The organism is Pseudomonas sp. TCU-HL1, assembly GCF_001708505.1.
GTDB lineage: Bacteria > Pseudomonadota > Gammaproteobacteria > Pseudomonadales > Pseudomonadaceae > Metapseudomonas.
The window spans coordinates 4,606,716-4,630,228 of record NZ_CP015992.1 but is presented as its reverse complement, the minus strand read 5'-3'; the positions used below and the strand labels follow the sequence as shown (position 1 = coordinate 4,630,228).

The 23,513-nt window shown below is 62.7% G+C and carries 21 protein-coding genes and 1 pseudogene; 16 read left to right on the top strand and 6 right to left on the bottom strand.

The features are described from left to right. The first annotated feature begins 38 nt into the window (after nt 1-38). Genes THL1_RS21300 through pdxJ form a run of 5 tightly spaced genes read left to right on the top strand, consistent with a single transcriptional unit; the run spans nt 39 to nt 3,443 of the window. Complete coding sequence (locus THL1_RS21300) at nt 39-416, top strand: DUF4845 domain-containing protein (RefSeq protein ID WP_069085091.1); 378 nt, start codon at nt 39-41, stop codon at nt 414-416. Further along, the gene (rnc, locus tag THL1_RS21295; protein WP_069085090.1) at nt 413-1,102 is read left to right on the top strand and encodes a ribonuclease III; all 690 of its coding nucleotides are present in this window, start codon (nt 413-415) and stop codon (nt 1,100-1,102) included. Before THL1_RS21300 ends, rnc begins: the two co-directional genes overlap by 4 nt. Then, nucleotides 1,095-1,997 carry a GTPase Era gene (gene era, locus THL1_RS21290; RefSeq protein ID WP_069085089.1) on the top strand — a complete coding sequence of 301 codons (903 nt, stop codon included), beginning with the start codon at nt 1,095-1,097 and terminating at the stop codon, nt 1,995-1,997. Before rnc ends, era begins: the two co-directional genes overlap by 8 nt. An 8-nt stretch (nt 1,998-2,005) precedes the next feature. Beyond that, nucleotides 2,006-2,704: a DNA repair protein RecO gene (gene recO / locus THL1_RS21285; protein ID WP_069085088.1), complete on the top strand. Its 699-nt coding sequence runs from the start codon at nt 2,006-2,008 to the stop codon at nt 2,702-2,704. After that, a complete protein-coding gene (pdxJ, locus tag THL1_RS21280) occupies nt 2,697-3,443 on the top strand; it encodes a pyridoxine 5'-phosphate synthase (protein ID WP_069085087.1) in 747 nt (248 codons plus the stop codon). The genes recO and pdxJ overlap by 8 nt, the downstream gene beginning before the upstream one ends. A 98-nt stretch (nt 3,444-3,541) precedes the next feature. On the opposite strand, the gene cmoB is transcribed toward pdxJ, so the two are convergent. The 6 genes and pseudogenes from cmoB to lon form a co-directional block, all read right to left on the bottom strand. After that, the gene (gene cmoB / locus THL1_RS21275; RefSeq protein ID WP_069085086.1) at nt 3,542-4,510 is read right to left on the bottom strand and encodes a tRNA 5-methoxyuridine(34)/uridine 5-oxyacetic acid(34) synthase CmoB; all 969 of its coding nucleotides are present in this window, start codon (nt 4,508-4,510) and stop codon (nt 3,542-3,544) included. Beyond that, entirely contained in the window at nt 4,507-5,250 is a 744-nt protein-coding gene (gene cmoA, locus THL1_RS21270; RefSeq protein WP_069085085.1) for a carboxy-S-adenosyl-L-methionine synthase CmoA, read from the bottom strand. Before cmoA ends, cmoB begins: the two co-directional genes overlap by 4 nt. A gap of 65 nt (nt 5,251-5,315) precedes the next feature. Next, nucleotides 5,316-5,888, bottom strand: a complete 573-nt coding sequence (locus THL1_RS21265; RefSeq protein WP_069085084.1) for a hypothetical protein — start codon at nt 5,886-5,888, stop codon at nt 5,316-5,318. Nucleotides 5,889-5,914: 26 nt separating this feature from the next. Next, nucleotides 5,915-6,217 (bottom strand): annotated as a pseudogene (locus THL1_RS21260) (lysoplasmalogenase family protein); the annotation flags it as partial. An 82-nt stretch (nt 6,218-6,299) separates the two neighbouring features. After that, a complete protein-coding gene (locus THL1_RS21255; RefSeq protein ID WP_069085083.1) occupies nt 6,300-6,704 on the bottom strand; it encodes a protease inhibitor I42 family protein in 405 nt (134 codons plus the stop codon). A gap of 165 nt (nt 6,705-6,869) precedes the next feature. Next, complete coding sequence (gene lon, locus THL1_RS21250; RefSeq protein WP_069085082.1) at nt 6,870-9,269, bottom strand: endopeptidase La; 2,400 nt, start codon at nt 9,267-9,269, stop codon at nt 6,870-6,872. A gap of 147 nt (nt 9,270-9,416) precedes the next feature. Here lon and THL1_RS21245 point away from each other — a divergent pair, with 147 nt between their 5' ends. From THL1_RS21245 to aruF, 11 genes are all read left to right on the top strand, one after another. Beyond that, nucleotides 9,417-10,169 (top strand): helix-turn-helix transcriptional regulator, encoded by a 753-nt coding sequence (locus tag THL1_RS21245; protein ID WP_069085081.1) that lies wholly within the window; start codon nt 9,417-9,419, stop codon nt 10,167-10,169. Between the two features lie 646 nt (nt 10,170-10,815). Further along, nucleotides 10,816-12,309, top strand: a complete 1,494-nt coding sequence (gene putP / locus THL1_RS21240) for a sodium/proline symporter PutP (RefSeq protein WP_069085080.1) — start codon at nt 10,816-10,818, stop codon at nt 12,307-12,309. A 301-nt stretch (nt 12,310-12,610) separates the two neighbouring features. Then, a complete protein-coding gene (acs, locus tag THL1_RS21235; protein ID WP_069085079.1) occupies nt 12,611-14,566 on the top strand; it encodes an acetate--CoA ligase in 1,956 nt (651 codons plus the stop codon). 622 nt (nt 14,567-15,188) lie between these two features. Further along, the gene (locus tag THL1_RS21230) at nt 15,189-15,971 is read left to right on the top strand and encodes an ABC transporter substrate-binding protein (protein ID WP_069085078.1); all 783 of its coding nucleotides are present in this window, start codon (nt 15,189-15,191) and stop codon (nt 15,969-15,971) included. Between the two features lie 108 nt (nt 15,972-16,079). Continuing rightward, complete coding sequence (locus THL1_RS21225) at nt 16,080-16,769, top strand: ABC transporter permease (RefSeq protein ID WP_069085077.1); 690 nt, start codon at nt 16,080-16,082, stop codon at nt 16,767-16,769. Further along, nucleotides 16,766-17,464: an ABC transporter permease gene (locus THL1_RS21220; RefSeq protein ID WP_069085076.1), complete on the top strand. Its 699-nt coding sequence runs from the start codon at nt 16,766-16,768 to the stop codon at nt 17,462-17,464. Before THL1_RS21225 ends, THL1_RS21220 begins: the two co-directional genes overlap by 4 nt. 4 nt (nt 17,465-17,468) lie before the next feature. Beyond that, the gene (locus tag THL1_RS21215) at nt 17,469-18,581 is read left to right on the top strand and encodes a succinylglutamate desuccinylase/aspartoacylase family protein (RefSeq protein ID WP_069085075.1); all 1,113 of its coding nucleotides are present in this window, start codon (nt 17,469-17,471) and stop codon (nt 18,579-18,581) included. Nucleotides 18,582-18,600: 19 nt separating this feature from the next. After that, a complete protein-coding gene (gene aotP, locus THL1_RS21210) occupies nt 18,601-19,365 on the top strand; it encodes an arginine/ornithine transport ATP-binding protein AotP (protein ID WP_069085074.1) in 765 nt (254 codons plus the stop codon). 96 nt (nt 19,366-19,461) lie between these two features. After that, entirely contained in the window at nt 19,462-20,448 is a 987-nt protein-coding gene (argR, locus tag THL1_RS21205) for a transcriptional regulator ArgR (RefSeq protein WP_069085073.1), read from the top strand. 621 nt (nt 20,449-21,069) lie between these two features. Further along, nucleotides 21,070-22,290, top strand: coding sequence for an aspartate aminotransferase family protein (locus THL1_RS21200; RefSeq protein WP_069085072.1), 1,221 nt, complete (start codon nt 21,070-21,072; stop codon nt 22,288-22,290). Nucleotides 22,291-22,431: 141 nt separating this feature from the next. Next, nucleotides 22,432-23,448, top strand: a complete 1,017-nt coding sequence (gene aruF, locus THL1_RS21195; RefSeq protein ID WP_069085071.1) for an arginine/ornithine succinyltransferase subunit alpha — start codon at nt 22,432-22,434, stop codon at nt 23,446-23,448. Nucleotides 23,449-23,513 lie beyond the last annotated feature (65 nt).

The following is a 23,513-nucleotide window of genomic DNA, read 5'->3' as shown; positions in this document are numbered from 1 at the left end:
ACTCGGCCTCCATAAAAACATAGACATTGAGGTCGATCATGACGTTCGCGCGTAAGCAGAAGGGTATGTCGGTTCTGGGCTGGCTGCTGGTTCTGGCCGTAGTGGCCTTCCTGGCCAGCACCGCCTTCAAGATCATCCCGCATTACCTCGATTTCTTCTCCCTGGAGAAGATCATCACTTCGGTGGAAACCGAGAAGGCCCTGGAAATCAGGACCATTCCCGACTTCTACAGCCATGTTTCCAAGGGCATGCAGGTCAACGGTATCCGTGACCTGGACCTTGACAAGGCGCTGAAGGTGACCCTGGAAAACAACGAGTTCCAGGCGCACCTCAAGTATGAAAAACGCGAATCCCTAATCGAGAATCTCGATCTGGTGGTGCGCTTCGACAAAGATTTCCGTGTGCGAGCCCAGTGAGCGTATCTCTCAGCCGTCTCGAGCGTAAGCTCGGCTATACCTTCAAGGACCAGAGTCTGATGACTCTGGCCCTGACCCACCGCAGCTACGCGGGGCGCAACAATGAGCGTCTCGAGTTTCTCGGCGATGCCATCCTCAACTTCGTCGCCGGCGAGGCGCTGTTCGAGCGCTTTCCCCAGGCCCGTGAAGGTCAGTTGTCGCGGTTACGTGCACGATTGGTGAAGGGCGAGACCCTGGCCCTGTTGGCTCGCGGTTTCGAGCTGGGCGAGTACTTGCGCCTGGGCTCGGGCGAGCTGAAAAGCGGCGGTTTCCGCCGTGAGTCTATCCTCGCCGATGCGCTGGAAGCGCTGATTGGCGCGATCTACCTGGATTCGGGCATGGAGGCCGCTCGCGAGCGCGTGCTTGCCTGGCTGGCCAACGAACTCGAAGGCCTGACCCTGGTAGATACCAACAAGGACCCCAAGACCCGCCTGCAGGAATTCCTGCAATCCCGGGCCTGCGAACTGCCACGCTATGAAGTGGTGGATATCCAGGGTGAACCGCACTGCCGGACGTTCTTCGTCGAGTGCCAGGTCGCCCTGCTGAATGACAAGACCCAGGGTCAGGGCGCCAGCCGTCGCATCGCCGAACAGGTGGCTGCGGCTGCAGCCCTGGTTGCCCTTGGTGTGGAGAACGGCAATGACTGATATCGATACCTCCCGCTGCGGCTACGTTGCCATCGTCGGCCGCCCTAATGTGGGCAAGTCCACGCTGCTCAACCACATTCTCGGGCAGAAACTGGCGATCACCTCGCGCAAGCCGCAGACGACCCGCCACAACATGCTCGGCATCAAGACCGAAGGCAATGTGCAAGCGATCTACGTCGACACGCCCGGTTTGCACAAGAAAAGCGACAAGGCCCTGAACCGCTACATGAACCGCAGTGCTTCGGCGGCGCTCAAGGACGTGGATGTGGTGGTCTTCGTCGTCGACCGTGACCGCTGGACCGAAGAAGACCAACTGGTCCTGGAGCGCGTGCAGTACGTGGAAGGCCCGGTGCTGATTGCGGTGAACAAGACCGACCGCTTGGAAGAGAAGGGCGACCTGATCCCGCACCTGTCCTGGCTCCAGGAGCAACTGCCGAATGCCGAGCTGATCCCGGTCTCCGCCCTCCAGGGGCACAACCTGGATACGCTGGAGCGCCTTGTGGCCGAGCGTCTGCCGGAAGGCGACCACTTCTTCCCGGAAGACCAGATCACCGATCGCAGCAGCCGCTTCCTCGCCGCCGAGCTGGTTCGCGAGAAAATCATGCGCCAGCTGGGAGCCGAGCTGCCGTACCAGATCACCGTGGAAATCGAAGAGTTCAAGCAGGAAGGTCGTGTCCTGCACATCCACGCCCTGATCCTGGTGGAGCGCGATGGTCAGAAAAAGATCATCATCGGCGACGGTGGTGAGCGTATCAAACGCATCGGCCAGGATGCCCGCAAGGACATGGAAACCATGTTCGACTCCAAGGTCATGCTCAATCTCTGGGTGAAGGTGAAGGGAGGCTGGTCCGACGACGAGCGAGCCCTGCGTTCCCTGGGCTATAACGACCTCTGAGCCTTGCCATGATCAGCGCGGCGCTACCGGCGTTCGTCTTGCACAGCAGGGCTTATCGGGAAAGCAGCGCGCTGGTTGATTTCTTCTCCCCGCAAGGCCGGCTGCGTGCCGTGCTCCGGGGTGCCCGTGGCAAGACTGGCACCCTGGCGCGGCCATTCCTTCCGCTGGAAGTCGAGTTTCGTGGCCGCGGTGAGCTCAAGAGCGTTGGCCGCCTGGACAGTGCGGGCATCCCCAACCTGCTGGCCGGCGAAGCATTGTTCAGCGGGCTCTATCTCAATGAACTGCTGGTTCGCCTGCTGCCGGCTGAAGATCCGCAGCCTGCCCTCTTCGACCATTACGCAGCCACCCTCCAGGCGCTGGCGGCCAACCGCCCGCTGGAACCCTTGTTGCGTGCGTTCGAATGGCGCCTGCTGGGCGAGCTGGGCTATGGTTTCGCCCTGGATGTCGACCTGGCCGGCAATCCCATCGACGCCACCGGTATCTATCGCCTGCTTCCCGATGCCGGACTCGAACCGGTGGGACAGTTGCAACCCGGTCTGTTCCAGGGGCGCGAACTGCTCGCCCTGGCTGAAGCCGACTGGAGCGCCCCTGGTGCCCTCGGCGCGGCCAAGCGCCTGATGCGTCAGGCCCTGGCACCTCATTTGGGCGGTCGGCCACTGGTCAGCCGCGAGCTATTCATGACGATCAAGGAACCTCCCCGTGACTGAAGCCAATCGCGTACTTCTCGGCGTCAACATCGACCATGTCGCCACCCTTCGTCAGGCCCGTGGTACCCGCTACCCGGACCCGGTCAAGGCGGCGCTGGATGCCGAAGAGGCAGGTGCCGATGGCATCACCGTGCACCTGCGCGAAGACCGCCGCCATATCCAGGAACGCGACGTGCGCCTGCTGAAGGACGTGCTGCAGACCCGAATGAACTTCGAGATGGGCGTGACTGAGGAAATGCTCGCCTTCGCCGAGGAAATTCGTCCCGAACACACCTGCCTGGTTCCGGAAACCCGCCAGGAGCTGACCACTGAAGGTGGCCTTGACGTTGCCGGCCAGGAATCCCGCATCAAGGCAGCGGTGGAGCGCCTGGCGAAGATTGGCAGCGAAGTCTCGTTGTTCATCGATGCCGATCCGCAGCAGATCGAAGCCGCCCACCGAGTCGGCGCGCCGGCCATCGAGCTGCACACTGGCCGCTATGCCGACGCGCATACGCCGGAAGAAGCCGCCCGCGAGCTGCAGCGCATCCGTGAGGGCGTGGCCCTGGGCTTGAAACTGGGTCTGATCGTCAATGCCGGACACGGCCTGCACTATCACAACGTGGAGCCGGTCGCGGCGATTCCGGGCATCAACGAGCTGAACATCGGCCACGCGCTGGTAGCCCACGCGCTCTTCGTCGGCTTCAAGCAGGCCGTGGTGGAAATGAAGCAGCTGATCGTCTCGGCGGCCGACAAGGGCTGATCAAGTCAGGCCTCCGGCCTGTTCAGCGAATGAATTCGCCGGGTAGTGTGGGAACGATTTCAATCGCGAATGAATTCGCTCCCACAAGGCGATCTGTATCAGGGCTTGCGGGCGATCAGCACGGCGCGGGCCGGTGCCGGCAGGCCTTCGATGGTGCGGCTGTGGTCGGCGGGATCGAGAAATTCCGGCAGGGACTGGAAGCGCATCCACTCGGTACTGCGCTGCTCCTCGACGCTGGTGTAGCTGACATCCACGCAGCGGATATCCACGTAGCCCGCTCTGCGCAGCCAGAGCTCCAGGGCCGGCACCGAAGGCAGGAACCAGACGTTGCGCATCTGTGCGTAGCGGTCTTCAGGCACCAGGACTTGCTGGGCGTCGCCTTCCACCACCAGGGTTTCCAGCACCAGTTCGCCGCCCCGGCGCAGGCAGTCCTTGAGGTCGAACAGGTGATCGATGGGGGCGCGCCGGTGGTAGAGCACACCCATGGAGAACACGGTGTCGAAGCCTTCCAGCTTCGGCGGGAGTTCTTCCAGCGCCATGGGCAGGTGCCAGGCCGGCAGGTCGGGCAGGAATCGCTTCATTGCCAGGAACTGACAGAAGAACAACCAGTTGGGGTCGATGCCCACCACGCTGTCGGCACCCGCGCCGAGCATGCGCCACTGGTAGTAGCCATTGCCGCAGCCTACGTCCAGCACGCGGCGGCCGCGCAGGTCGAGGTGCGGGGCTACCCGCGCCCACTTCCAGTCCGAGCGCCATTCAGTGTCGACATGCACGCCAAACAGCTCGAACGGTCCCTTGCGCCAGGGAATCAGTCCTTGCAGGGCGCTCTTCACACTCGCGCGGGTGGCATCGTCACAGGGGGCATCGAGCAGGAAACGCTGTTCCAGCTCCACGTGCTGCGGCTGCAGAGAGGGGAGGGCATTGACCGCGGCACTCCAGCGCTCCAGGTCGCCGTGGCCGACCGACAGCTTGGCATCGAGTTGCGCGGGCAGGTCGGCGGCCCAGTCTTGCAGCGGGGTACCCGCCAGTCGTTGCTGCAGGGCGTCGAGGTCCAGCGTACGAATCATGGCAGGGCGATCAGCGAAGCGAAGTTGAGGCACTGGAACCAGGGCACCACCTTGGAGAACCCTGCCTCCAGCAGGCGTGCGCGATGTTCCTCGAGGCTATCCGGGTGCATGACGTTCTCCAGCGCGCTGCGTTTCTGGGCGATTTCCAGTTCGCTGTAGCCATTGGCGCGTTTGAAGGCGATGTGCAGGTCGGTGAGGAGCTGGTGTTCGTCGCTGTCTTCGAAGCGCAGTTTTTCCGAGAGGACCAGCGCGCCACCCGGCAGCAGGGCCTGGCGAATACGGGCGAGCAATTCGGTACGGTGTTCGCGCGGCACGAACTGTAAGGTGAAGTTCATCGCCACGAAGGAGCAGGGGTGCAGATCCAGGGCGAGGATGTCGGCCTCCAGCACATCTACTGGCAGCAATTCCTGGAACATGGCGTCCTGGGCGTGCAGGTACTCGCGGCAGCGTTCCACCATGGCGCTGGAGTTATCCACAGCAACGACCCGGCAGCCGTCGGTTTTCACATGGCGGCGCAGGGCCTGGGTCACGGCGCCGAGGGAGCTGCCCAGGTCATAGAGCGGGGTGCCGGCCTGGGCGAACTGCGCCGCCAGCACGCCGATGTTCTCGACGATGGTGGGGTAGCCTGGCACGGAGCGCTTGATCATGTCCGGGAAGACCCGAACCACGTCTTCGTTGAAGGCGAAGTCGCCGACTTGAGCCTGGGGATTGGCGTAGATGCGATCGGGGCTTTCGGTCACGGGCCGGTACCAGCAAGGGAAAAGGCCGGCATTCTAACGGACTGTGCGGCGCGGCCAAACCTCCCTCACTTCAGCTGATCGGAAAAGAACTCGCCCGCGCCCTGCAGGGGGCCCAGTGGATTTCGCTTGACCTCGAAGCGGCGAATGTTTGGCTCGCCATTGCTCACCTTGTGTACCAGTACGTCATCCACCAGTACGAATACGGCACGGAACACCCAGCCCTGCAATTCGCGGTTCTTGCGGAAGTTGAAGATATCCGCCCAGAAACTGCCGACCCGCTGGGTGTCGGTCTTGGTGAACTCGAAGGCATAGCCGATGCAGCGGTCCTTTGCTTCCAGGCAGCTCATCAAGCCTTCTGGCAAGTAGTCGATGGGGACGTTGGGCTGCACGAACATCAGGCGCACATCGATGAACGAGAGCATCTTGCCGTTGCCCTGGGTCAGCGGGTCGAAGCCCAGCGAGAACAGTTCAGTTCGGCTCGTCCTGCCCGGTTGTGCCTGGGAGTAGCGGATTTCCGCGTCGGTGTAGTCCCTGAATGGCGACAGCACTTCCGCGCGCTCGCTGGGCAACAGGCTGCCGCAACCTGCTAGAAGCACTGCACAGCACAGCAAGCTCCACAGTCGTAACAGGCTACCCATTTCATACTCCGTATTTGAGTGACCGCCTATTTGCTATAGCCGATTTCCCGAGAGAGTGCCGACGGTTTTTTCGAGGCTGGAAGGACCGTCGAAAGTGCCAGCGTGGAAGCGGCTATTCCCCACTGACCCAGCCAGTAGCTGAGGATAATGAGGTAACTCGCGCCGTCGAACGGTGAGACGAATCGATTGATGCCGATCAGGCTGTCCGACAGGACGAAAAGTGCCTCGCCGCCGGCTGCCTGTGCTGTCGACTGGCGGTCGAGACCTGTGCCCAGACGGGCGAGTGCTCGCCAGAGCATGGCGCTGATGGCAACGGCATAGCAGGCTACCGCGAGTTCGTCAGTGCACCACTATGGAAGCGCGCTGCCATATCCGACAGGCAGCGGACGCCAGCGCTGCCGTCATTTCGCGCTACTTGACGCTGATCTGGCAGTCGAAGCTTTCCGCCGGCGCCACGTCGGTTTCCCAGGGGCGTTGGTAATCCAGGTGCAGGCGACCCTCGCCAGGCTGGTTCGCCTTGAAACGCCAGGTGGACTGACCGGCGCTGCCCACCAGTCCGGCATCTTCCGGCGTCGAGTAGACCTCCGGGCCAAGGCTCTGCAGCACCGGTGCAGCGGCGTCACGCACAACCCAGCGGAAGCCGGTGGTCGGGTTGCTGGGCAGTGTCAGTACCAGGGGCTGGCCCTGGCGGAGGGACAGCGGGCAATCGTCCTGCTGGTCATGGACCACCACGGGGCCCGTCGATTGCTGGGTGCAGGCGGCGAGCAGGGCCAGGCCCAGGGGCAACAACAGGCGAGGGGAAGGGGCGAGTGGCATCGGTGGCTCCGTCGGTCAAGGGCGGGGCCAGCATAACGGCTGGCTTCGCCCTTGCGTAGGTTCCGAGGGGAAATCTTCGGGAAGCAGCGAAGTGGTATCCGGCGGGGCTGTGGGAGCGATTTCAATCGCGAATGAATTCGCTCCCACAGGGCCGGAGACGGAGGCTCAGTCGAACAGCACCTTGGCGACATCGCTGAAGCGACGTGCGAAGTGCGCGGTGACGCCGTCCTTCAGGTAGTCCGGCAACTCCTCGAAGGCGCCGCGGTTGGCCTCAGGCAGGATCAGCTCGAAGATCTTCTGCCGACGCGCTGCAATCACTTTTTCCCGAACGCCGCCAATCGGCAGCACCTGGCCGGTGAGGGTCAACTCGCCGGTCATGGCCACGCCCTTCTTCGGCACCTGGTTTCGGGCCAGGGAGAGCAACGCGCTGGCCATGGTGACGCCCGCGCTTGGGCCGTCCTTGGGCGTGGCGCCTTCCGGCACGTGGAGGTGGACGAAGGCCTGGTCGAAGAAGTTCGGGTCGCCGCCATAGCGTTTCAGGTGCGAGCTGATGTAGCTGTAGGCGATCTCCGCCGACTCCTTCATGACATCGCCCAGTTGCCCGGTCAGCTTGAAACCGCGGTTGAGGGTGTGGATACGCGTTGCCTCGATGGGCAAGGTGGCGCCACCCAGGCTGGTCCAGGCCAGGCCGGTGATCACGCCAACCCCGGACAGCATCAGTTCCTTGCGGAACGGCGCCAGGCCCAGGTAGTACTCCAGGTCCTTCTGGCCGACCTTGATGTTCGTCTCTGGCTCCTCCAGCAGGCGGACCACCGCCTTGCGGATGATCTTGCCCAATTGCTTCTCCAGCTGACGCACCCCAGCTTCGCGGGCGTAGCCCTCGATCACGGAAGTCAGGGCGCCGTCGGTGATGGACAGGCGCCCCTTCGGCACGCCGGTACGTTCCAGCAGGCGCGGCCAGAGATGGCGCTTGGCGATGGCGTGCTTTTCTTCGGTGATGTAGCCGGAGAGCCGGATGGTTTCCATGCGGTCCAGCAGCGGACCGGGGATGGCGTCCAGGGTATTGGCGGTGCAGACGAACAGTACCTTGGACAGGTCCAGGCGCAGGTCCAGGTAGTGGTCGAGGAATTCGACGTTCTGCTCCGGGTCCAGGGTTTCCAGCAGGGCCGAAGCCGGGTCGCCCTGGTAGCTGGCGCCGAGCTTGTCGATCTCGTCGAGCATGATGACCGGGTTCATCACCTCGACCTCTTTCAGCGCCTGCACCAGCCTGCCGGGCAGGGCGCCAATATAGGTGCGGCGGTGGCCCTTGATTTCGGCCTCGTCGCGCATGCCGCCGACGCTGAAACGGTAGAACGGGCGCCCGAGGGATTCCGCGATGGACTTGCCGATGCTGGTCTTGCCCACGCCGGGTGGCCCCACCAGCAGCACGATGGAGCCGGAGATTTCGCCCTTGAAGGCGCCCACCGCGAGGAACTCGAGGATGCGGTTCTTCACGTCATCCAGACCAGCATGATGCTTGTCCAGCACCTTGCGTGCGTGTTTCAGGTCGAGCTTGTCGGCGCCGTAAACGCCCCAGGGCACCGAGGTGGCCCAATCCAGGTAGTTGCGGGTGACGGCGTATTCGGGGGAGCCCGTTTCCAGGATCGACAGTTTGTTCAGCTCTTCGTCGATGCGCTTTTTCGCCTGTTCCGACAGCACTTTGCCTTCCAGGCGCTGGACGAACTGCTCGCTGTCGGCGCTGCGGTCGTCCTTGGTGATTCCCAGCTCCTGCTGGATCAGCTTGAGCTGCTCCTTGAGGAAGAATTCGCGCTGGTGCTGGCCGATCTTGCGGTTCACCTCGGCGGAAAGCTCGCTCTGCAGGCGGGCCACTTCCACTTCCTTGCGCAGCAGCGGTAGTACCTTCTCCATGCGCTTGAGGATCGGCACGGTGTCGAGCACTTCCTGAAGTTCACGGGCGGGCGCCGTGGTCAGGGCCGCGGCGAAATCGGTCAGGGGCGAAGGATCGTTGGGGTTGAAGCGATTGAGGTAATTCTTCAGCTCCTCGCTGTACAGCGGATTCAGCGGCAGCAACTCCTTGATCGCGTTGATCAGCGCCATGCCGTAAGCCTTGACCTCGTCGCGCGGGTCGGAAGGGCTTTGCGGGTAGTCCACCTCGACCAGATAGGGCGGGCGATGGCGCTTGAGCCAGCCGCGAATGCGCACGCGCGATAGTCCCTGGGCCACGAACTGCAGCTTGCCACCGTCGCGGCTGGCATGGTGCACCCGAACCAGGGTGCCGTGTTCGGGCAGGGTGCTGGGGTCGAAATGACGCGGGTCTTCCGGCGGATTCTCCATGAAGAACAGCGCCAGGCTGTGATGCTCGGTCTTGGCCACTAGCTCCAGGGTCTGCGCCCAGGGCTCTTCGTTGACGATGACCGGCAACACCTGCGCCGGGAAGAAGGGGCGATTGTGGATGGGGATGATGTAGACCTTGTCCGGCAGGGTCTGACCGGGCAACACCAGGCCTGTCCGCTGGCTGGAAGTGGCTTCTTCGACGAAGTCGGCGTTGATGTCCTGATCGCTCATGGGGGCACCTGGCTATTGGCTTACCCAACCTAGATGGGGCACTGCGCCGGGCATTTCAACCACCTGGAGTCCTGGCCATCGGCCAGGTGGTGCTGGGCAATCCGGGGTGTCGCCGCTAGAATGCGCAAAATTTGATCAAGTAGCCCGATGCTCGAAGCCCGCCTCCTGTGCCTGGACGATCAGGCCCACCACCATGCCCACGATCATCACCAACTGGTGATGTCCCTTGCCGGCCGTGCCGAGTTCGAGGTGGAAGGGCGTGGTGGCGAGGTTTGCCGCATGCGAGCTTGCCTGGTACCGGGTGATGCCGGACATGAGTTCGCCGGCGTGGGCGAGAACCGCATGTTGATCCTTGACCTGGACGGACAGTGCACCTCGGCCGAGGACCTCGACATGCTCGGCCGCCTGTTCGAAACACCGCGCTACCCCGAACTGGATGCGGACTTCCAGAATCTCCTGAGTTACGCCGGCGCCGAACTGGCCCGTTATGGCAGCGATCCGCTGCTGGCCCGCTCCCTCGGCGGAATCCTGCTGCGAGCCCTCTATCTCAGGCTGTTCGGCGAAGTCAGGCGGCGGTCTGCAGGCAGCCTGGATATCGAGCGCCTGGATAGCTACATCATCAACAACCTGTCGCGTCGCATCAGCGTCGCGGAACTGGCTCAGGTCGCCTGCCTGAGTCCCAGTCATTTCCACGCCCAGTTCAAGGACTGCGTGGGGCTGACACCGCACCAGTACCTGCTGAAAACCCGCCTCGATCGCGCGGCCCGCCTGCTGCGCGAAAGCGAGCAACCCCTCGTGCGCATCGCCGAGGAATGCGGGTTCTCCAGTCAGAGCGCGCTGACTACGGCCATGCGCCGCTATCTTGGCTTGACGCCCAAGCGGCTGCGCGGCGCCGAGTAAGTCCCTTCCTGCCAAGGTCGGCTATCGGCATTTTTGTGCTGGAGCAACCTTTAAGGCGCTCTTGGAGCAACCTTTTGCCTGGGTTTTTCTTTTGGGTTGTACCTTCTGGGCAACCTCGCCCTTCATGGGGAATTGGGGTACTCGCGAAATCTCCGCGCCGTGGGGTTGTGGGTGGGTTGCACCTTTTGGCGGAAAGTTCCCTGAATCAGAGGATTCAGTAAAGGAATCAGAGAATCCGACAAGAAAGGCGCAGTGCCATATCTCTAAATTCCGCACTCGCCTTGCGGCCGCCGGGAGTTCGAAGCGCTCTTGCGGGTCGGAGGGGTTGTACTGGACCCAAACAGAAGCGAACCCGGGGCCAGTCGGCCCCCATGTCTTCTGCCTGCACCGCCATGAGCGACCTTCGCGAGGCAACCAGGGAACATCACTGATTCGCGTGGCGGACCGCTCCTCTCCAGGCAAGGTCCGCTGTCGCATTTACAGGGCCGGATGCCCTGTGACCATTGCCCGATCGGGATTGCATCGGCCTCATGGCTGACGCGGTCGGGACGTAAACCGGTGGTCGCCACAAGCGTCTGCCTAATAGCAACCCGGGAGCGGACAACCCGCCGCCCCGAATAAAAACAAACGAGCAGGGGAGACCCCCATGAGTATGAGCAACCCGATGCTGATCACCTTCGTGATCTATATCGCGGCCATGGTGCTGATCGGCTTCGCCGCCTATCGCTCCACCAACAACCTTTCCGACTACATCCTGGGTGGTCGCAGTCTCGGTAGCTTCGTTACCGCGCTGTCCGCCGGCGCCTCCGACATGAGCGGCTGGCTGCTGATGGGCTTGCCGGGTGCCGTCTACCTCTCCGGTCTCTCCGAAAGCTGGATCGCCATCGGCCTTATTATTGGCGCTTACCTCAACTGGCTGCTGGTCGCCGGTCGTCTGCGCGTACAGACCGAGCACAACGGCAACGCCCTGACCCTGCCGGACTACTTCACCAACCGCTTCGAAGACAACAGCCGCATCCTGCGCATCTTCTCCGCCGTGGTGATCTTGGTGTTCTTCACCATCTACTGCGCCTCCGGTGTCGTGGCTGGTGCCCGCCTGTTCGAGAGCACCTTCGGCATCTCCTACGAAACCGCGCTGTGGGCCGGTGCGGCCGCCACCATCTGCTACACCTTCGTTGGTGGCTTCCTGGCTGTCAGCTGGACGGATACCGTCCAGGCCAGCCTGATGATCTTCGCCCTGATCCTCACCCCGATCATCGTGATGATCGCCACCGGTGGCATGGACACTACCTTCATCGCTATCGAGATGAAGGACGCGGCCAACTTCGACATGCTCAAGGGCGCTAGCTTCGTCGGCGTGGTCTCGCTGCTCGCTTGGGGTCTGGGCTACTTTGGCCAGCCGCACATCCTGGCGCGCTTCATGGCTGCCGATTCCGTGAAGTCCATCCCGAACGCCCGCCGTATCTCCATGACCTGGATGATCTTCTGCCTCGGCGGCGCGGTTGCCGTTGGCTTCTTCGGCATTGCCTACTTCTCCGCTCACCCGGAGCAGGCTGGTGCGGTGACCGAGAACCACGAGCGTGTGTTCATCGAGCTGGCCAAGATCCTGTTCAACCCCTGGATTGCCGGCGTGCTGCTGTCCGCCATCCTGGCGGCCGTGATGTCCACCCTGAGCTGCCAGCTGCTGGTCTGCTCCAGCGCCCTGACCGAAGACTTCTACAAGGCCTTCTTCCGCAAGAACGCCAGCCAGGCCGAACTGGTCTGGGTAGGCCGCGCCATGGTGCTGCTGGTGGCCGTGATCTCCATTGCCATTGCCGCTGACCCCGAAAGCAAGGTGCTGGGCCTGGTGTCCTACGCCTGGGCTGGCTTTGGTGCCGCCTTCGGTCCGGTGGTCATCCTGTCTCTGATCTGGAAAGGCATGACCCGTAACGGCGCCCTGGCCGGCATGATCCTCGGTGCTGTGACCGTTGTCCTGTGGAAGAACTTCTTCGGCTGGACTGGCCTGTACGAAATCATTCCGGGCTTCATCCTCTGCACCCTCGGCATCCTGATCTTCAGCCGCATCGGCAACGGCCCGTCCGCCGCCATGCTCAAGCGCTTCGATGAGGCCGAGAAGGAATACCAGGACGCCCACGTCTGATTCTGTGCGGCACGCGGCCGGTCGTCCGCGTGCTGTCATCCGGGCTTGCCCGGGCTCTCACCTACGACCCGATAGTGCTTCACCGGCCCATATCCCTGGATATGGGTCGGTTTTTTTTGCGCGCTGGAAAAAGGGGGCGGCGTGCTTGGGTGGCGCATGTTCGCCAAGCCCCGGCCGTACGTCATTTTCGGAGCTTCGACCATAGTCCGGGTTTGGTAAGACCATGGTCGAATGGCCCTACAGAGGGGCGGGGGATACAAAAGGCGCCATACAAAAACAACTACCCACCGAGGTAAGACCCATGAGTGCTGCTTCTCTGTATCCGGTCCGCCCTGAAGTGGCCGCCAAGTCCCTCACCGACGAAGCGACCTACAAAGCCATGTACCAGCAGTCGGTCATCAACCCCGACGGCTTCTGGCGTGAACAGGCCAGGCGCCTCGACTGGATCAAGCCCTTCACCAAGGTGAAGCAGACCTCGTTCGACGACCACCATGTCGACATCAAGTGGTTCGCCGATGGCACCCTCAACGTCTCCGCCAACTGCCTGGACCGCCACCTCGCCGAGCGCGGTGACCAGGTCGCGATCATCTGGGAGGGCGACGATCCTTCCGAGCACGAGCACATCACCTACCGCGACCTGCACGAGCGCGTCTGCAAGTTCGCCAACGCCCTGCGCGGCCAGGATGTGCATCGCGGCGACGTGGTGACCATTTACATGCCGATGATCCCGGAAGCCGTCGTCGCCATGCTGGCCTGCACCCGTATCGGTGCCATCCACTCCGTGGTATTCGGCGGCTTCTCCCCTGAAGCCCTGGCCGGCCGCATCATCGATTGCAAGTCCAAGGTGGTCATCACCGCCGACGAAGGCTTGCGCGGCGGCAAGAAGACTCCGCTCAAAGCCAACGTCGATGACGCGCTGACCAACCCGGAAACCAGCAGCGTGCAGAAGATCATCGTCGTCAAGCGCACGGGCAGCGAGATCAAGTGGAACCAGCACCGCGACGTCTGGTACGAAGACCTGATGAAAGTGGCGGGCAGCACCTGCGCGCCGAAGGAGATGGGCGCCGAGGATCCGCTGTTCATCCTCTACACCTCCGGTTCCACCGGCAAGCCCAAGGGCGTGTTGCACACCACTGGCGGCTACCTCACCTATGCATCACTGACCCACGAGCGTGTGTTCGATTACCGTCCGGGTGAAGTGTTCTGGTGCACCGCTGACATCGGCTGGGTGACCGGTCACACCTATCTGGTTTACGGGCCGCTGTCCAACGGCGCTACGACCGTCATGTTCGAAGGTGTGCCGAACTATCCGGACATGACTCGCGTGGCGAAGATCGTCGACAAGCACAAGGTCAATGTCCTCTACACCGCGCCGACCGCCATCCGCGCCATGATGGCCGAGGGCAAGGCAGCGGTCCAAGGCGCCGACGGCTCCAGCCTGCGTCTGCTTGGCTCCGTGGGCGAGCCAATCAACCCGGAAGCCTGGCACTGGTACTACGAGAACGTCGGCCAGAGCCGTTGCCCGATCGTCGATACCTGGTGGCAGACCGAAACCGGCGCCTGCCTGATGACTCCGCTGCCGGGCGCACACGCCATGAAGCCGGGCTCCGCCGCGCGTCCCTTCTTCGGTGTCCAGCCGGCGCTGGTGGATAACCTTGGCAACATCATCGAAGGGGCGGCCGAAGGCAACCTGGTGATAATCGACTCTTGGCCGGGCCAGGCGCGCACCCTGTACGGCGACCACGACCGCTTCGTCGACACCTACTTCAAGACCTTCAGGGGCATGTACTTCACGGGCGACGGTGCTCGTCGCGACGAAGACGGCTACTGGTGGATCACCGGCCGTGTGGATGACGTGCTGAACGTCTCCGGCCACCGCATGGGCACCGCTGAGATCGAGAGCGCGATGGTTGCCCACCCGAAAGTCGCTGAGGCTGCAGTGGTTGGTGTGCCGCACGACATCAAGGGGCAAGGCATCTATGTCTACGTGACCCTGAACGCTGGCGAGGAGTCTTCCGAGCAACTGCGTCAGGAACTGAGAAACTGGGTGCGCAAGGAAATCGGTCCGATTGCCACGCCAGACGTAATCCAGTGGGCTCCGGGCCTTCCGAAGACCCGCTCGGGCAAGATCATGCGCCGTATCCTGCGCAAGATCGCCGTTGCCGAGTACGACGCCCTCGGCGACATCTCCACCCTGGCCGATCCCGGAGTGGTGCAGCACCTCATCGATACTCATCGCACCATGCGGGCAGCCTGACCCGGCCCTGAGGCAAAACCCCGCTCCGGCCACAAGCCGGGGCGGGGTTTTGCATTTTCACGGGGCATCAACGGCGGAGAGTGACGGTGCGTGCTTGCGTGGGCTGGTTTTGCGATTGAAATCGCTGCCAAGGGAGGCGCATCAGTTCGGCGCCGCAAATGCCGATTTTTTATCGAGTTTTGGGCGGGAGAGGGGCTGTGGAGTAACAGTCGGTGTTACGGGGCGCCCCTATCTGGTTCCAATGGAAACGCGGCGCTCCCTTTCAGGGCGTTCTTCGGGGCTTGGGAAACAAGTTGGAATTCGACAGGCCTCGGAATAAAAGGCGCCTATATTTTATGGTCCGATAATTGCTTTTAATATTGGTTTTGTGCCTCATCTTTTCGGCACTTTTCTGTGTGCCTGTCAATCGTCTTCATCCCCCTCTCCTGCGCTTCTGTAATTTGTTGTCGCATTGAAGAAATATCGGCTTAAGGGGTGTGGCTAGAATGCCGCACACCCAGTCGGAGCCTTTTGCCTGCCGCCACTCGCCGGCAAAGACGACGACTCTTTCTACAATTTGTGGACCGTCTGGGCGAACTCGCGCGCTGCCAACAGAAGCCATACCCTTTGAAGGAGTCATAATATGAAGAAGATTGCACTTCTCGGCGCCATGGCGCTGTCCCTGTTGTCGCCGCTGGCCGCCATTGCCGATGACGCCAAGCCTCTGCGCATTGGTATTGAAGCGGCTTATCCGCCCTTTGCCTTCAAGACCCCGGAAGGCACCATCACTGGCTTCGACTACGACATCGGCAACGCCCTGTGCGCGGAGATGAAGGTTGAGTGCAAGTGGGTCGAGCAAGAGTTCGACGGTCTGATTCCCGCCCTGAAAGTTCGCAAGTTCGATGCCGTGCTGTCGTCCATGACCATCACCGAAGAGCGCCTGAAGTCGGTGGACTTCACCAAGAAGTACTACCACACCCCCGCGCGACTCGCGATGAAGGAAGGCGCTGTCATCAATGACCCGCTGACCGACCTCAAGGGCAAGAAAGTCGGCGTGCAGCGCGCGTCCATCTATGACCGTTACGCCACCGATGTCTTCGCGCCGGCGGGTGTCGAAGTGGTGCGCTACAGCTCTCAGAACGAGATCTTCCTGGACATGACCGCAGGCCGCCTGGATGCCACCCTGGCGGACGTCGTGAACATCGACGATGGCTTCCTCAAGACCGACGCCGGCAAGGGCTTTGCCCTGGTAGGTCCGGCCTTCACTGACAAGAAGTACTTCGGCGAAGGCGCAGGTATCGCCGTGCGCAAGGGCGACAAGGCCCTGGCCGAGAAGATCAACACTGCCATCGCCGCCATTCGCGCCAATGGCAAGTACAAGGAAGTGCAGGACAAGTACTTCAAGTTCGACGTCTACGGCGAGTAATCGCTTTTCCCTGAAAGTGGCACAAACTTCACATAGCGGTTTGTGCCACTTTTTCGTTGTGGCGGTGCCGCCCGGAACATCCCGGCGCGCTGCATGAGGATCTGAATCATGCTCAACGGCTACGGCTCGACCATTCTCGAGGGTGCCTGGCTCACCTTATTGCTGGCCTTGTCTTCCATAACCATGGCAGCGGTGCTCGGCCTGGTCGGTGCAGCTTTCCGACTTTCCCCGATCAAGTGGTTATCCCTGCTGGGCGAGACCTATGCCACAGTGATCCGCGGCATCCCTGACCTGGTGCTGATCCTGCTGATCTTCTATGGCGGTCAGCAGGTGGTGAACGTCGTGGCGCCCATGGTCGGCTACGAGGACTACATCGACCTCGACCCGTTCTGGTCCGGCGTGTTCACGCTTGGCTTCATCTTTGGCGCCTACCTCTCGGAAACCTTCCGTGGTGCCTTCATGGCCATCCCGAAAGGGCAGGGCGAGGCTGGCCTGGCCTATGGCATGAGCGGGACCAAGGTGTTCTTTCGCATCCTGGTGCCGCAGATGATCCGCCTGGCGATTCCCGGCTTCACCAATAACTGGCTGGTGATGACCAAGGCCACCGCGCTGATCTCGGTGGTCGGCCTGCAGGACATGATGTTCAAGGCCAAGAGCGCAGCGGATGCGACCCGTGAACCCTTCACCTTCTATCTTGCGGTAGCTGCCCTGTACCTCGTGCTGACCAGCGTTTCCCTGCTGGCGCTGCGTTACATGGAGCGTCGCTATTCGGCAGGCATCAAGGCGGCTGAACTATGATCTTCGACTACAACGTGATCTGGGAGAGCCTGCCGCTCTACCTTGGCGGCGTACTGGTAACCCTCAAGCTCCTGGCGATTTCCCTGGCCCTGGGTTTGACTGCGGCCGTGCCGCTGGCGCTGATGCGCGTGTCCAGGCAGCCCTGGGTGAACTTCCCGGCCTGGCTCTATACCTACGTGATCCGCGGCACCCCGATGCTGGTGCAGCTGTTCCTTATCTATTACGGCCTGGCCCAGTTCGAGGCGGTGCGCGAGAGCGTGCTCTGGCCTTACCTGTCCAATGCGACCTTCTGTGCCTGCCTGGCCTTTGCCATCAACACCAGCGCCTACACCGCAGAAATCCTCGCAGGCAGCATCAAGGCCACGCCCCATGGCGAGATCGAGGCGGCCAAGGCCATGGGCATGTCCCGCGGCAAGCTCTACCGTCGCATCCTGCTGCCGTCGGCCCTGCGTCGCGCGCTGCCGCAGTACAGCAACGAAGTCATCATGATGCTGCACACCACCAGCCTGGCGTCCATCGTGACCCTGATCGACATCACCGGCGCTGCTCGCACCGTGAACTCGCAGTACTACCTGCCGTTCGAGGCCTTCATCACCGCCGGCGCGTTCTACCTGTGCCTGACCTTCGTCCTGGTGCGGCTGTTCAAGGCTGCCGAGCACCGCTACCTGGCCTACCTGGCCCCTCGCAAGGCCTGATGCCATGCAACGTATCGACCATGAATTGCCCTGGGGGTGCCTGGGGACCCGCCGCCAACTGAGTGTCTTTCGCTTTGGCAGTGGCGGGCGCAAGGCGTATATCCAGGCCTCGCTGCATGCCGATGAACTGCCGGGTATGCGCGTGGCGGTGGAGCTCAAGCGCCGTCTCGGAGAGCTGGAAGAGCAGGGCCGTCTGGCCGGCCTGATTGAGCTGGTGCCGGTGGCCAACCCCATCGGTCTCGGCCAGCTGTTGCAGGCGAACCAGCAGGGGCGTTTCGAGTTCGGCAGCGGCAAGAACTTCAACCGCGATTTCCTCGATCTGGCCAGCCTGGTGGCGGGCTCGGTGGAGGGGCGCCTGGGTACGGATGGAAACGCGAACGTGGTGCTGATCCGTCAAGCGATGCACGACGCCTTCTCCGCACTGCCTGCGGCGGGCTCCGAGCTGGCAGGCCTGCAACGTTTGCTGCTGCAACATGCCTGCGACGCTGATCTGGTGCTGGACCTGCACTGCGACTTCGAGGCGGCCGTGCACCTCTATTGCCTGCCGCAGCACTGGAGCGAGTTGCGCCCGCTGGCGGCGCGCCTGGAGGCCGGTGCGGTGCTGACTGCTGAAGATTCCGGTGGCAGCTCTTTCGACGAGTCCTGCTCGCTGCCCTGGTTGCGCCTGGCCCAGCGATTCCCCGAAGCGTCGATTCCGCCCGCATGCATGGCGACTACTGTCGAGCTGGGCAGCATGGTTGACACCGACAAGCCGTTGGCCGAGGCCCGTGCCGAAGCCATCCTGGCCTTCCTTGCAGGCCAAGGCCTGATCAGCGGTGAATGGCCGGCAGCGCCGGACGCTTGCTGCGAGGCCACGCCGTTCGAGGGCGCCGAGTACCTTTATGCGCCGCATTCCGGTGTGGTGAGTTTCCTGCAACCCGCCGGGGCCAAGGTCAGGGCGGGCGACCCCGTGTTCGAGGTGATCGATCCGCTGGAAGACCGCCACGCTTTGGTGTGCGCTTCGGTGGATGGAGTGTTGTTCGCGCGCGAGCGGATGCGTTTCGCGCAACCTGGACTGTGGCTGGCCAAGGTGGCCGGCCGTGAACCCATTCGTCAGGGACGCCTGCTGAGCGACTGAGCCAAACGAGACCGAAACCATGTACAAACTGGAAGTCCAAGACCTGCACAAGCGCTATGGCACCCACGAAGTGCTCAAGGGTGTGTCCCTGGCGGCCAAGGCCGGCGACGTCATCAGCATCATCGGCTCGAGCGGCTCGGGCAAGAGCACCTTCCTGCGCTGCATCAACATGCTGGAGCAGCCTCACGGCGGCAAGATCCTCCTTAATGGCGAGGAGCTGAAACTGGTCGCCAACAGGGACGGGGGGCTCAAGGCAGCTGATCCGAAGCAATTGCAGCGCATGCGTTCGCGTCTTGCGATGGTGTTCCAGCACTTCAATCTCTGGTCGCACATGAGCGCCCTGGAAAACGTGATCGAGGCGCCCGTGCATGTGCTCGGCGTGCCGAAGAAGGAAGCCATCGAAAAGGCCGAGCATTACCTGGCCAAGGTGGGCGTGGCCCATCGCAAGGACGCCTACCCGGCGCACATGTCCGGTGGCGAACAGCAGCGCGTGGCCATCGCCCGTGCCCTGGCCATGGAACCGGAGGTGATGCTGTTCGACGAGCCCACCTCGGCCCTTGACCCGGAGTTGGTGGGTGAAGTGCTCAAGGTCATGAAGGACCTGGCCGTAGAAGGCCGCACCATGGTGGTGGTGACCCACGAAATGGGCTTCGCCCGCGAGGTGTCCAACCAGTTGGTGTTCCTGCACAAGGGCTTGGTGGAAGAGCGTGGTTGTCCGAAGGAAGTGCTGGCCAACCCGCAATCCGATCGCCTCAAGCAATTCCTTTCCGGCAGCCTGAAGTGACTCCCGACGCGGCGGCCCCAGGGTCGCCGCACTGCATTCCAAGCCTGTGTCCGTCTTGTCCCATTCCTTTTGCCGGGGTCTGCTAAGCTGCCTGCCATGACTGCCCATCGAATCGCTTTTCTCCTCTGGCCCGGTACCAAGGCGCTGACCCTGGCGCTGGCGGAGGAAGCCTTGCGCGTTGCCCAGCGACTCCATCCGGAAGTGGTATACGAGATAACCTTCCTGCAGGCCGAGCCGGCCGCCGAAGGCGCCTGGCGCCTGCCCGGCGAAGCCTGGGCCGGCAAGCTCGAGGGGCAACAGCGCCTGTTCCTGGTGGCGGACGAGCCGCCGGCGCAGGTCGCTCCGGCGCTTTCCGCGGCCATCAAGCAACTGATGCGTTCCGGCTGTGTAGTCGGTGCCTTCTCTGCGGGTGTTTACCCGTTGGCGCAACTGGGGCTGCTGGACGGTTATCGCGCGGCGGTGCACTGGCGCTGGCAGGACGATTTCGCCGAGCGCTTCCCCAAGGTGATTGCAACCAGTCACCTGTTCGACTGGGACAGGGATCGCCTTACCGCATGTGGCGGCCTGGCCGTACTTGACCTGCTGCTGGCGGTGCTCGCTCGCGATCACGGGGCGGAGTTGGCTGGCGCGGTGTCCGAGGAACTGGTGGTCGAGCGCATCCGCGAGGGTGGCGAGCGCCAGCGCATTCCGCTGCAGAACCGTCTGGGCTCCAGCCATCCGAAGCTGACCCAGGCCGTGCTGCTGATGGAAGCCAATATCGAAGAGCCGCTGACGACCGACGAAATCGCCCAGCACGTCTGTGTGTCCCGTCGCCAGCTGGAGCGGATCTTCAAGCAGTACCTGAACCGGGTGCCCAGTCAGTACTACCTGGAGTTGCGCCTCAATAAAGCACGCCAGATGCTGATGCAGACCAGCAAGTCGATCATCCAGATCGGCCTGTCTTGCGGCTTCTCCTCCGGCCCGCACTTCTCCAGCGCCTACCGCAACTTCTTCGGCGTTACCCCTCGCGAAGACCGCAACCAGCGTCGTGGCTCCAGCCCCTTCGACACCCAGCAGCCGGTCGCCGTGGCCGAACGCGGCTGATCCTTCTCTCTCCCTGCTTCTCTCTTGTGGGGGCGAATTCATGTGAACTTGGGCAGCCACGTCCTGAGGATGCCATGAGTCACCGGCTCTGCCTGTGACGACTCAAGTTGTCTGGATAGAGGGACGGAGCCGAGCAGGTAGGGTGCGCCGTGCGCACCACGGGCCGTCAATCGAATGAAGGTCCGCTGGCACGAATCCCCGGTGCGCATGGCGCACCCTACGGTGGGGCCTGAGTCGCGTAGGTAGGCCGGGCCCCCTTATCGGGGGCCAAAGCAAGTCCACGTTCTACGAATGTGGATGTTTACTCGCCAAGCAGGCCTGCCTTTCGGATTCCCATGGGGCAGCTGCGCTGCCCTTGGCCAATGAATTCGCCCACAAGTTTTCCAACTCCCTCGTGCATGAATACCCATCAGTCACCCCGTGGAGAAATTTTCCCCACGGGTGCATGGCCGTGGCGGTCAGCGTTTAAACTGCGCCTTCCCGACGCTTTCTGTCGCATTTCCATAAGCGCCGGATTTCGCGGGGTTGGCGCTGTAAGAAGTTGTCGCATGGCGGCAATGCCAACCCCGAATCAGTCCCTACAATCCTTTCATCACTAGCCGTACATGGCAGGAGAAACTGATGTCCGTTGAGCATGCGCAGGTCGAGCGCGCCGATTTCGACAAGGTGATGGTTCCCAACTACGCCCCCGCCGCTTTCATTCCGGTGCGTGGTGAGGGATCACGAGTCTGGGACCAATCCGGTCGCGAGCTGATCGATTTCGCCGGCGGCATCGCTGTGAATTCCCTCGGCCATGCGCACCCGGCACTGGTCAAGGCGCTGACCGAACAGGCCAACAAGATCTGGCACGTTTCCAACGTGTTCACCAATGAGCCGGCCCTGCGCCTAGCCAAGAAACTGGTGGATGCCACCTTCGCCGAGCGCGTGTTCCTCGCCAACTCCGGTGCCGAGGCCAACGAAGCGGCCTTCAAGCTGGCCCGTCGTTATGCCCACGACGTCTATGGCCCGCAGAAGCACGAGATCATCTCCGCCACCAACAGCTTCCACGGTCGTACCCTGTTCACCGTGACCGTTGGCGGCCAGCCGAAGTACTCCGACGGCTTCGGGCCGAAGATGGAAGGCATCAGCCACGTTCCCTACAACGACCTGGAAGCCTTGAAGGCCGCCATCTCCGACAAGACCTGCGCCGTTGTCCTGGAGCCCGTGCAGGGCGAAGGCGGCGTGCTGCCGGCAGACAAGGCCTACCTGGAAGGCGCCCGCAAGCTGTGCGACGAGCACAACGCGCTGCTGATCTTCGACGAAGTACAGAGCGGCATGGGGCGTAGCGGCCACCTGTTCGCCTACCAGCACTACGGCGTCACCCCGGACATCCTCTCCAGCGCCAAGAGCCTGGGTGGCGGATTCCCCATCGGCGCGATGCTGACCACCACCGAGATCGCCAAGCACCTTGCCGTCGGCACCCACGGCACCACCTACGGTGGCAACCCGCTGGCCAGCGCCGTGGCCGAAGCCGTGCTGGACGTGATCAACACCCCGGACGTGCTCGCTGGCGTCAACGCCAAACATGACCGTTTCAAGGCCCGTCTCGAAGCGATCGGCAGCAAGTACGGCATCTTCTCCGAAGTTCGTGGTCTCGGCCTGCTGATCGGCGCCGTCCTTTCCGAAGCCTGGATGGGCAAGGCGAAAGACGTGCTGAACGCCGCCGAGAAGGAGGCCGTGATGGTTCTGCAGGCCAGCCCGGACGTGGTGCGCTTCGCGCCCAGTCTGGTGATCCCGGATGCGGACATCGATGAAGGCCTGGATCGTTTCGAGCGCGCCGTCGCCAAACTGACCCAGGCGTAAGACCTCGCCGGGCGCGGCCTTGCACCGCGTTCGGCGACTGTACGGATTCATGCGTGAGCCCGGGCCATTGGGGCCTGGCTTTTCTCCGGATGGAACCACTGGTTCGTTCGGAGTTTTTAACAAGAAAAGGAGTGACCCCCCATGCTGGTGATGCGCCCCGCGCAAATGGCCGATCTCGCTGAAGTTCAGCGCCTGGCCGCGGATAGCCCCGTGGGTGTTACTTCGTTGCCGGACGACGCCCAGGTGCTGGGCGAGAAAATCGCCGCGTCCGAAGCATCCTTTGCCGCCGAAGTGAGCTTCAACGGTGAAGAGAGCTACTTCTTCGTCCTTGAAGACAGCAAGACCGGTCGCTTGGTCGGCTGCTCGGCGATCGTGGCGTCCGCCGGTTTCTCCGAGCCCTTCTACAGCTTCCGCAACGAGACGTTCGTGCACGCCTCTCGCTCGCTTTCGATCCACAACAAGATCCACGTCCTGTCGCTCTGCCATGACCTCACCGGCAACAGCCTGTTGACCAGCTTCTACGTCGAGCGCGACCTGGTGAACACACCCATCGCCGAGCTCAACTCCCGAGGCCGCCTGCTGTTCATGGCGAGTAATCCGGAGCGATTCGCGGACGCCGTGGTGGTGGAGATCGTCGGCTACAGCGATGAGAAGGGCGAATCGCCGTTCTGGGATGCGGTAGGGCGCAACTTCTTCGACCTCAACTACACCGAGGCCGAGCGCCTGTCGGGCCTGAAGAGCCGCACCTTCCTCGCCGAGCTGATGCCCCATTACCCGATCTACGTGCCGCTGCTGCCGGATGACGCCCAGGAATCCATGGGCCAGGTTCACCCGCGCGCGCAGATCACCTTCGACATCCTGATGCGCGAAGGCTTCGAGACCGACAACTACATCGACATCTTCGACGGCGGTCCGACCCTTCATGCCCGCACCTCGGGTATCCGTTCCATCGCCCAGAGCCGGCAGGTGCCGGTGAAAATCGGCGAGCAGGGCAAAGGCGGTCGCCAGTACCTGGTGTGCAATGGCCAACTGCAGGATTTTCGCGCCATCGTCGCCGAGCTCGACTGGGTGCCCGGCAAGCCTGTGGTGCTTGGCGAGGAAGCCGCCGAAGCCCTGGCTGTCGGTGAGGGCGCCAGCGTCCGCCTGATAGCGGTTTGAGTCTTTGACCCTCCTCCCGTCGGGAGGAGGTGGCCCCTGGTTGGGCCGGATGAGAGCACGGCTCT

Coding starts and splice junctions, on each gene's coding strand:
- THL1_RS21220 (WP_069085076.1), top strand. CDS start 16,766: ATGATCTTCGACTACAACGTGATCTGGGAGAGCCTGCCGCTCTACCTT.
- THL1_RS21255 (WP_069085083.1), bottom strand. CDS start 6,704: ATGCCACTCGCCCCTTCCCCTCGCCTGTTGTTGCCCCTGGGCCTGGCC.
- THL1_RS21300 (WP_069085091.1), top strand. CDS start 39: ATGACGTTCGCGCGTAAGCAGAAGGGTATGTCGGTTCTGGGCTGGCTG.
- THL1_RS21245 (WP_069085081.1), top strand. CDS start 9,417: ATGCTCGAAGCCCGCCTCCTGTGCCTGGACGATCAGGCCCACCACCAT.
- putP (WP_069085080.1), top strand. CDS start 10,816: ATGAGTATGAGCAACCCGATGCTGATCACCTTCGTGATCTATATCGCG.
- lon (WP_069085082.1), bottom strand. CDS start 9,269: ATGAGCGATCAGGACATCAACGCCGACTTCGTCGAAGAAGCCACTTCC.
- THL1_RS21215 (WP_069085075.1), top strand. CDS start 17,469: ATGCAACGTATCGACCATGAATTGCCCTGGGGGTGCCTGGGGACCCGC.
- recO (WP_069085088.1), top strand. CDS start 2,006: ATGATCAGCGCGGCGCTACCGGCGTTCGTCTTGCACAGCAGGGCTTAT.
- era (WP_069085089.1), top strand. CDS start 1,095: ATGACTGATATCGATACCTCCCGCTGCGGCTACGTTGCCATCGTCGGC.
- aruF (WP_069085071.1), top strand. CDS start 22,432: ATGCTGGTGATGCGCCCCGCGCAAATGGCCGATCTCGCTGAAGTTCAG.
- aotP (WP_069085074.1), top strand. CDS start 18,601: ATGTACAAACTGGAAGTCCAAGACCTGCACAAGCGCTATGGCACCCAC.
- THL1_RS21230 (WP_069085078.1), top strand. CDS start 15,189: ATGAAGAAGATTGCACTTCTCGGCGCCATGGCGCTGTCCCTGTTGTCG.
- argR (WP_069085073.1), top strand. CDS start 19,462: ATGACTGCCCATCGAATCGCTTTTCTCCTCTGGCCCGGTACCAAGGCG.
- cmoB (WP_069085086.1), bottom strand. CDS start 4,510: ATGATTCGTACGCTGGACCTCGACGCCCTGCAGCAACGACTGGCGGGT.
- THL1_RS21265 (WP_069085084.1), bottom strand. CDS start 5,888: ATGGGTAGCCTGTTACGACTGTGGAGCTTGCTGTGCTGTGCAGTGCTT.
- THL1_RS21225 (WP_069085077.1), top strand. CDS start 16,080: ATGCTCAACGGCTACGGCTCGACCATTCTCGAGGGTGCCTGGCTCACC.
- acs (WP_069085079.1), top strand. CDS start 12,611: ATGAGTGCTGCTTCTCTGTATCCGGTCCGCCCTGAAGTGGCCGCCAAG.
- THL1_RS21200 (WP_069085072.1), top strand. CDS start 21,070: ATGTCCGTTGAGCATGCGCAGGTCGAGCGCGCCGATTTCGACAAGGTG.